The sequence below is a fragment of the Amycolatopsis sp. w19 genome (assembly GCF_051373225.1).
In the GTDB taxonomy this organism is placed as follows: Bacteria; Actinomycetota; Actinomycetes; order Mycobacteriales; family Pseudonocardiaceae; genus Amycolatopsis; species Amycolatopsis japonica.
In genome coordinates this window covers 38,323-47,091 of sequence record NZ_JBPQFM010000002.1, presented here as the reverse complement: position 1 = coordinate 47,091, position 8,769 = coordinate 38,323, and the positions used below count along the sequence as shown (strand labels likewise).

Annotated in this window: 5 protein-coding genes; 3 read left to right on the top strand and 2 right to left on the bottom strand. The window is 62.6% G+C overall.

The window, feature by feature from the left end:
• The first annotated feature begins 233 nt into the window (after positions 1-233).
• A complete protein-coding gene (locus ACSMFO_RS04835; RefSeq protein ID WP_436457111.1) occupies positions 234-1,280 on the top strand; it encodes a beta family protein in 1,047 nt (348 codons plus the stop codon).
• On the opposite strand, the gene ACSMFO_RS04830 is transcribed toward ACSMFO_RS04835, so the two are convergent.
• On the bottom strand, positions 1,246-1,809 hold the full coding sequence (locus ACSMFO_RS04830; RefSeq protein ID WP_436457110.1) for a sce7726 family protein: 564 nt from the start codon (positions 1,807-1,809) through the stop codon (positions 1,246-1,248). The genes ACSMFO_RS04835 and ACSMFO_RS04830 overlap by 35 nt on opposite strands.
• A 145-nt stretch (positions 1,810-1,954) precedes the next feature.
• A complete protein-coding gene (locus ACSMFO_RS04825) occupies positions 1,955-3,331 on the bottom strand; it encodes an HNH endonuclease (protein ID WP_436457109.1) in 1,377 nt (458 codons plus the stop codon).
• A gap of 264 nt (positions 3,332-3,595) precedes the next feature.
• On the opposite strand from ACSMFO_RS04825, the gene ACSMFO_RS04820 reads away from it, so the two are divergent.
• A complete protein-coding gene (locus ACSMFO_RS04820) occupies positions 3,596-7,066 on the top strand; it encodes a DEAD/DEAH box helicase (RefSeq protein WP_436457108.1) in 3,471 nt (1,156 codons plus the stop codon).
• Positions 7,067-7,276: 210 nt separating this feature from the next.
• Positions 7,277-8,431, top strand: coding sequence for a recombinase family protein (locus tag ACSMFO_RS04815; protein WP_436457107.1), 1,155 nt, complete (start codon positions 7,277-7,279; stop codon positions 8,429-8,431).
• The last annotated feature ends 338 nt before the right edge of the window (positions 8,432-8,769 follow it).

The window sequence follows — 8,769 nt, the reverse complement described above, 5'->3', positions numbered from 1 at the left end:
CCCCAACTCGGCTGTCGCGCCAGTCATCCCAGACTGTTACTGCAGGCAACTGATCGTCACGCTAACGTGATCATGTCCGGGAGTTGTCGCGCTCTGACATGCACGCAGTGTGGTAAACGTTCTGTGGTTTGACCAGTTCCAGTGACGTCCATGCAGTAACTGCCCCACAACGGCGGCTTGACTGAGAGCACTCTGTGTACTCGACTGAAAGCACCGAGTGGTAGGGGGTTGCCATGGGGGTGCTGTACATGCCCATCCTGAAGGGGCGAAGCGGAGAGTTCGAGGCGCTTGCCCATCTTGCTAGAAGTACGGCGAGTTCATTGCTGCCGCTGATCGAGGCGGTGCCCAAGTCGGGAACTCCCGAGCTCGATATCGCAGGGTTCGTTCACAAGCTCAGGACCGACTGGCCGTTAGGAGAGGCGGTAGCGGTCGATCTGAACTACCCCGGCGCAGATGGTCAGCCGGCGCGATGGGAGCAGCTACTCAAGGACGCACGGCGCTACCAGGTCAAAGTGAGGCCGACTGTCCACTTCGCCGACGATGCACCGGTTCTGGAAGTACTCCGTGCCGCCATTGCTACCGATAGACGTGGCTGTTGTCTACGTGTCGATGCGTCGGAGCTCGACGAGAACCCTCGGGACCTCGCCATATGGGGGACAGATCTCATGGCGGACCTGCTCGTTGAACCTGAAGAAGTGGACTTGGTCCTGGACTTCGGCATGCTCGGAGATGACCGGGTGGTCGCACACGCGGCTGAGCGAGCCATCGAACATCTGGAAGGTCTGCCGTGGCTCGACCGGTGGCGTTCTGTCGTGGTAGCCGGCGGCGCTTTCCCCAAGGATCTAACGAACGTCCACCCTTGGGTGTTGACGTCACTGCGCAGGCGAGAGGTCGACTTGTGGGCCGGGCTAGCCTCGCGGAGGCAGTTCTTCGGTCGGCAACCGATCTTTGGTGACTACGGCGTGGGGCATCCTCCGCATACTCCGTCCGCTCCTGCTACCCCATCGCCGAATATCCGCTACGCAGTCGACGGTCACTGGATGGTCCTGAGAGGCACGAAGAAGGACCCTCGGGGCAATGAGCAGTACCGTGAGATTTGCCGGGCCGTCTCTGAGTCGCCGGAATTCGGCGGCGCAGACCTCAGCTGGGGTGACGCAATCATCACCAAGGTCGTAGCTGAGGAGGTAGGCCCTGGAAACCCTCAGAAGTGGCGGGCGTACGGGACAAGCCACCACCTCGAGTACGTTACGAGCAGACTTGCCAGTCTGGGCGCGCCATGATCGCTGCATGCACTGTCTGCTGAATGTCCTTGATCGACATCGTGTCCGCCATGCGCTCCCACAGCCGGAAGCGAGTGGCGGAGGACAGGCCTCGGTGAAGGTCACGTTCACGTAGCGCTGCCATCGCCTCGTCGCGCCACAGCAGCTGTGCGACGGTATAGGGATCGGGGCCCGGGTTGCGCGACGCCTTACGCATCGGCTGAAAGGTGACCGCGCCGTCCTGCTCCTCTGCTACCCAGATACCCCACCAGCTGGGCAACAGGACAGACGCCTTGGCCTGGTGACGAGGTTCGCAAACGAGCGTCGCGAAGTCGAGCACACGGCTGTAGCGGTCGACCTGGCCTGGTAGCCGATCCAGCGTGTCACGGTCGCTCTTGATCTCGAACCCTGCCAGGGTTCCTCCGATGACGGCGATGTCGACACGAGTGTCTCCGAGGCATAAGCCCAGCTCGTCGCGGATGATCGCGCCGCTTTCCGTGGTCGACTCAAGGTGGACGCGTAGCGCGGCCCGGATGTCGCGGTCGTTCACTTGAGCACCATACGTCACGTTGGGATGCTCGGTCGATTAGATCATGCAAGCACGATCTAATCGACCTCGTCAACGCTGGCATGCGCGTGTAACCGACTCTCTAGCGAGCCTCGCAACGGTTCGCGTACCCAGCTCTTCGTCGAGATCAGATTTCGCGGCCGCACAGAGCACGGTGGTAAGCCACGTGGACGTCGTCGATGGTATGCCCGGCCTCGCGCCGAAGCGGAGCGATCAAGTCACCGTTCCGGGTTCGACGAACGTTCCACTCCGTGTCGATGTAGATCGCGAACCCATCGAACTGTGCATGATGATTCGGGCAAAGGCATAGAAGGTTCTCGATTTCGTCGGGTCCGTCATGCGGTGCGCCGAGGCCACGGATGTGGGCGGCTTCGCTTCGGAAACCGTCCCTGGTTTCTAGCTGCACTTCGCAGACCTGGCAGGTGTCCTCGTGAACCGACTTGACTCGTTTGGCAAGCTCGGCATCCCGACGCATGCGGAGTCCTCGGCCTTCGACCCGTTCGACAGGTTGTCCGCTCGCGCTCGCGAATCCGGCCAAGCCGACGGCCTCGAGAAGCTCGACTTTGTCGGTTTCTTCGGGTAGCTGTCGCATCACCACGGCGATGACTTCACCTTGCGCCTTGGTTGAGCGCAGCAGCTTATTCGCTGCGACGGTGAAGCCCGCCGCCGCGTCTTCGCCGAACTCGTTACGTTGTTGGTCGAATCCGTCGATCTCCCAGAAGCTCGTGGAACGCAGCGACAGGACTGGTTGTTCAGGCGGCTCCGGCGAGCCCACCTTGACCAGCAGCGGCCCGAGCACATCGCGAAACTCCGGCCAAATCGCCGTCCGTAGACCGCAGTCTGCTCGTTTGCCGATCATCCACAACACAGTTACAGCGGCTGGCCACCGCGAGGTTCCCAGCGTCGTGAGCTGCGTAATGAACTCCTGACGTGTCAAGCTGTCTTGCTTCGGCCATTCGGGTGAACGTTTCGCGCGGTGTATTCGACCGTTCAGTAAGGCATGGATGGTTGCGGCCTGGTCTGACTCGGCTAGGCGCATGCCGCGCAGGGGAATCGCCACTCCCAGCTCTTCTGCGGGTACCGGTGGATCGAGCGGTTGGAGGTCTGTCAGGGCCATCATGTGCTCCCAAGTCACCTCGCGCCCTTCGCTCAGTTCGGCGCCCCAGATCGCGCGCGCGGCGGCATGGTCGCGGAACAGGTGTGCGATCGATGCACTCGCGTAGAATGCCTTGTCCGCATAGAAGAGGACAGTGTCACCGATCCGCCTGTCCCGTAGCGCTTGAAACTTCTCGTTGCTGGTGCTCTTGGTGGGCGTTGCACCCCACAGCCTTGCGACACCATCCGGGTACAACCTGGCAAGGGTCTCGAGCTGGGTTTTCAACGGCCCGGCGTACTCGATCAGGCTGATGCCTCGACGCACTGATCGCTCGTAGTGTTCGCGCGCAGTAGCTAAACGTCCGCGAGGCTGCAGTAGTACGCCAGGCAGCTGCTCATCAGTCGTCATGATCACGAGTTTAGAGATAGCCACCGACAAAACTCCACGGTTTGGGGGTGACGAGCAAAGCTGAGATACGACGTTGATGGGCGTTCGTCGGGTGAGCATCGTGCGGGCGTCGGCTTCCGTGTTCTCCGGTGGCGAGGCGCATGCGCGGGAACCTATCGTCCGCGTTTCCGTGGCCGGAGTCTCGCCCTGACGAAGGTTGCAGTGGTCGGCGCGGTACCGTGTCGACTGCTTCATTTCGAGCAGAGAATTGTGCGGGGGATATCGATGGCTGGAGATCCGCGCGCCGCGGAAGTGGTGCGGTTTTGGCGAGCAGTGGAAATGTTCAGTCCGCAGAGTGCGCCACGCCCGACACAGGGTCGACGTCCGGGCGCCGACGAAATCGTACTGGACCTGGCTGCCGACGATATCGCTCCCTGGGATCAGCGGCATTGGATCGCCAAAGCTGCACTGCCCAAGGGTAAAGTGTGGCAGTTCAGCGTCTACGGCGGAATCTATAGTCTATCCACTGTGCGGGAGACGTTAGCTGCAGTTTTCGGTCGCGAGGACAACGAATTCGTGGAACGCGGCGACTCGGATACAGCGATGTTCGCGTTCACCCTCGACGCCGAAGGCTATTTGGTCGAGGACTCACCTTGCTTGTCTGCTTGCGCATGGGCGATCAGTAGGCTTCATGAGCCTGGACCGGACGCACCAGGCTGGCTGGAGGGATTCAAAGTCGAAGAGAAGGCGTTCGTCGCAGCGCTCAATCGACTGGCTCCACCCAAGCCGGTTCGGCCCGGTTCGACGGGTAACGGTCTTGCGGCCAAGGCAGGTAAAGCAGTGCTTGGTCAGGTCAAGGGCGCGGCCGCCGAGGCGGTGACGACCGGAGCAAAGGCGACTGGCGACGCGGTCAAGGTGACGACTGCAGCCGCTCTGACAACCGTGGCCGGCCCAGTCATCGGTGGTATCGCTGGTGCGGCGGCCGGTACGTTCGTGGAGAAGCTGCTCACACCGCGGTCATCGAAGCCCGAATCGACAACCGCAGCCACAGAAGCCGCTTCTGATCAGCCGGCCGCCGAGCCACCGATATCCGAACCGCCCCAAATGACCCCGCAGCTCGTGCATGCTTTCGTTGCCCGACTCGGAGCTGCGTTGGATGTTACCCGCCTGCTCAAGGTCGACGGGGTACGGGTGAAGTGTGTTCAGGTCCACCAGCGCACTGCGGACGAGGCGTCAGAACAGAATTTCTTGAACAGCTTCATCTCCGATGACCTGCTCCGTATCGAGGCCGCGGCGCGCCGAGGTGATATCGGTACCGGCATCGGCTCCTACTTGGCCGAGCCGGCCTCTATCTTGGCAGGCAATCGGGTCGATGTGCGCGCGTTCCCCGAGACTGTCGTGGGCAAGGTCGCGCCGAAACACATTCCCGGGGGACGATGGCCGACAGCGATCGATCGGCCCTTGGTGGTGAGTCAGCAGTTCGCGGTCAACGAGATCATGGGCGAGTTCGCCTCAGCGTCCGGCGTCTTCGCGGTGAACGGACCGCCCGGCACCGGCAAGACGACCATGCTGCGCGACGTGGTGGCCGCCGTTGTCGTCGACCGAGCCCAGCGCATCGTCGATCTACGGGTGGCGCACCCGACCGACGCGTTCGCCGAGCGGACCGATCGAGTTCCGTTGAGGCCGCGGTACACCGCGACTGTCCATTGGCTTCGACCGGAGCTGACCGGTTCCGAAATCGTGGTCGCGACCGCGGGCAACAAGGCGGCGGCCAACATCACCATGGAGATCCCGGGTATCGGTGCGGTGAGCGGAGCCGAGGAGGCGGCCTGCGACGCCGACTACTTCACCGAGCTGGCCGGCAATGTACTCGGGGCACAAGCGTGGGGGTTGATCGCGGCTAAGCTTGGGAAACGGAGCAACCGCGGTACGTTCGTCAAGCGTTTCTGGTGGGGTGACCAGGTCGGCGGAGGCAGCGTTTCCGCGCCGGAGCAGCCGGCACCGATCAAGGGTATGAAAGAGATCCTCGACGACGCGGCCGCGCGTCCGCTGACCGCGGACATCTGGGCAGAAGCTGTGCGCCGGTTCAAGGAGGTACGTGCCGAGGTCGATCAGTTAGCCGCCCAGCGTCAGCTGGCCGCTGATGTGATTGATCGACTCGTACCTCGCAAGGCGGGACTTGCCAGTCTACGTGCCACTGTCGACGCGGCACGCGCGGCGACCGCACACCACACTGCGGCCCTTGCCGTGGCGAACGCCGAGCTGGTAGCTGCGGAGAAGAAGGTCGCGGATGCCGGTGAAGCATGCGACGAACACGCGGCACGCCACCCCAACTTCTGGGTGTCGCTCTCTACTTTCTTTCGTGCTGGACGTGAGTGGGACACGAAACGCCGTAAACTCGACAAAGCCCTCGATGATGCGAAGGCTGGTGTTGAGGCCCTCCGACCGACAGTGGGCATCCACAAGACAGCGGTGGGAGAGGCCAGCGTCGCGCAGAGGCGGCACGAGGTCACATTGCAGAAGACCCTGCATGAGATCGCCGCGTTGGAAACCGAGCTTGCGCAGTCCCGCGCGCGGTGGCCGGAACGCCTTCCGTACCGGACAGATTTCGCCACTGATGAAGAGTTTCAACTATGCGCGCCGTGGGCAGACGTCGCGTACACCGAGGCTCGCAATCGCCTGTTCCTCGAGGCGCTCCGTCTGCACAAGACGTTCATCCTCGGTGCGGAACCCCGGTTGAAGGACAACCTCGATGTTGCCATGGCGATGTTGCGTGAAGGTTTACGGTTGCCGGCAGAGACACTGCGCATGGTGTGGCAATCGTTCTTCCTCGTTGTTCCGGTAGTTTCCACCACCTTTGCATCGCTGCCGCACCTGTTTCGCGGCCTTGACCGCGAAACGTTCGGATGGCTGTTCATTGATGAGGCTGGCCAGGCAACGCCGCAACAGGCACTCGGCGGGATTTGGCGTGCTCGACGCAGTGTGATCGTCGGAGACCCGCAGCAGTTGAAGCCGATTGTGTCATTGCCGCTGTCCGCGCAGCACGCGTTGAGGCGCAACCATCGAGTCGACGAGCAGTGGACGCCGGAGAACACCTCGGTACAGCAGCTCGCCGATCGTTCGGCTCGGTTCGGCACGTCGCTTCCGGAACCAGATGGCAACGGTCGGGTATGGGTCGGCGCGCCGCTACGAGTGCATCGACGCTGCGAGCGATTGATGTTCGGCATCTCGAACGACATAGCCTACGGTGGTGATCTAATGATCTACGGAACCCAAGCCAAGGGTGATTATCCCGGCAGTAGTGCGTGGATCGACGTGCGCGGCCCATCGCGTGACAACTGGGTTCCCGAAGAGGGTAAAGCATTGTCCGACCTGTTCGACGAGCTGGAACGGGACGGCGTCGCTCCCGAGGAGATCCGCGTCATCAGCCCGTTTCGTGAGGCGGTGCGGGGCGCCAAGGAAGTCTGCCGCAACCGGTTCGGTTGGGTATTCGGCACTGACAATGTCGGTACCGTACATACCGTCCAGGGCCAGGAGTCGAACGTGATCATCCTCGTTCTGGGCAGCGCACCACGTAAGGTTCGAGCTCGCGAGTGGGCAGCGGAAACGCCCAATCTGCTCAACGTTGCGGTGTCACGGGCGAAGCGACGGCTCTACGTCATCGGTAATCGCGATCTCTGGCGGCACCAGCGCTACTTCGACACGCTCGCTAGCCGGCTCCCATTGCGACCTTGGTCAACGGATGACCTGATCTGACAATGCCTACTGAAAGTCCTGAATCACCTCGCCAACCTCGTTGCGCCAAGTTGAGCGAATCATCGTTTACGTTCGAACGTCCGCGTATTAGGCGCAGATCCCGGCGGCGAAGGACGCGCGGGCGGCCAATGAGGGCTGGCACCACGGTGGCCGCGCTCGGTACGGGTTCGTGGTCGTAAATGGCGGCTACATCCGAACCCGAGGAAGGCTGTGACGTTCCTTCTGCGGGTGCTCGCGATAGGCGAGCTGGCGGCCGAAGTCGTGCGCCGCATCTTCGCTGAATACCTCGACGGGATGGGTGATCGAGCGATCGCGAACGGGCTCAACCGAGATGGGATCCCGTGCCCTTCGGCTCGACGACCGGAGCAAAACCGGCATCGGCTCGCCGATGGTTGGCAGGGCAGTACTACGCGATCGATCCTGGAGAATCCGCGCTATACGGGCTATGCGGTCTTTGGGCGGTCGGCTCGGCAGGAGATGCTGTTCGATCCCGATGACGTCGCCGCCGGCAACGTCGTGCGGTTCCGGCGAGCCAAGCCGGATCGAGTGGTCCGGTCACGTAAGCCCGCGCATCCCAAGATCGTGTCGGTCGAGGACTTCACGCAGGCGCAGTTGATCCGGCGAGCCAAGGCAGCTGGCGGCCTTCGGACAGCTCACAAGGCCGAACGCGCGGGTCGCCCGGTGAAGCACGGGTACCTGTTCCGCGGTCTCATCCGGTGTGCCGCGTGCGAGCGGAAGATGGAAGGCAGCCCGCGCAAGTACGGCATGTACTACCGATGCCCTGCCCGGACTCTGGCACCAGGTGCGCCGGTCTTACTCACTCATCCGCCCACGATCTATCTCCGGGAAGAGCCGCTGCGGGACGCGGTGAACGGCTGGATCGGTGGTCTGTTCGACCAGCAGAACATTGAGCAGACCGTCAGTCGGCTTGTGGGCGCTCAGCCAGCGGTGCGAGCCGAGGGTGATGGAGTCGCAAGTAAGCAGTTGGAGGAGGCGGAAGCCAAGCTCAGGCGATTCCAGGACGCCATCGCCGCTGGGGTCGACCCGATGGCGCTGGTCGAGAGCATCAACGAGGCTCAAGCTGACCGAGCGGCAGCGCAGGGAGTGTTAGCGGCCGCGGGCGAGCCTGCGGGGATCACTGACGCCGAGGTGTACGCAATGATCGACTCGCTCGGCGACATCGGGGCAGCGCTCGCCGACAGCGAACCGGGGAAGCTGGCACGGCTCTACCGGGATCTGAGGCTTGACCTGCGGTACGACAACGAAAAAGAGGCCGTCTACGCGACGACCTCTTTGCGTGTGAATAATGCGGGTGTCCGAGGGGCGAGCTGCTCACTATCCACACGCCTCCCACTGTGCACGTGAGACGGCGGTTCTGCGTCGACGCTGAACGCTCACGACAGGAAGTGCCGGATGAGCCAGTCGATCACAACCCGGGTGAGTCCCGAAGTTAATCCGGTCAATACAGCTCGAAGTACAGGACGAGGATGGCGATCGCGGTTGTGACGGGTCCTGGGCATGGACTACTCCCTCGTGTTCGGAGACCTCGGAGGAGGTCGGCTGCGTACCAGCGTGGGACACTGCGCCGTTCGGGTGAGACATTCTCGCCGAAAACCGGAACTTCACGGAGTACCTGCCGAGGTTGGGGCTAGGTTTCCGACATCCGAACTCCGGACGTTTCCGAACGGCATGCAAGGAGAGGT